The 313-nt window shown below is 37.7% G+C and carries 1 protein-coding gene; it reads right to left on the reverse strand.

Features of this window, described 5'->3' with window-relative positions; genetic code table 11:
• The coding region (locus ACTJK5_RS23170; RefSeq protein WP_440613342.1) for a DeoR family transcriptional regulator at positions 1 to 301 on the reverse strand (301 nt) is incomplete at its 3' end.
• Between the last annotated feature and the right edge of the window lie 12 nt (positions 302 to 313).

Genomic DNA, 313 nt, shown 5'->3' on the forward strand with positions numbered 1-313 from the left:
TCAGCATCGCATTATGAATGGAAGCCCCGCCAATAAAAATAGAATCATCTTCTTGTATATAAGATGCCGCAACTTTTGCAATTGTGTCCTCATATATTGAGCTATCACTATAACGTTTAGCTGGTTCCGCAGCTAAGTTCCTCACTCGCGTAAGTTCAATTGCACCTCCGTTCGTTCTTTTTAATAAACCATCCTTTTCCATAATAGACAAATCTCTTCTTATAGAATCAATAGACATTTCAAATCTTTCCGCAAGTTCCTTTGCGATTACTCTTCCATCTGTATTAAGTAGTTCTAAGATTCTCTCTCGACG

This window comes from Agrobacterium sp. 22094 (assembly GCF_052046015.1).
GTDB lineage: Bacteria > Pseudomonadota > Alphaproteobacteria > Rhizobiales > Rhizobiaceae > Agrobacterium > Agrobacterium cavarae.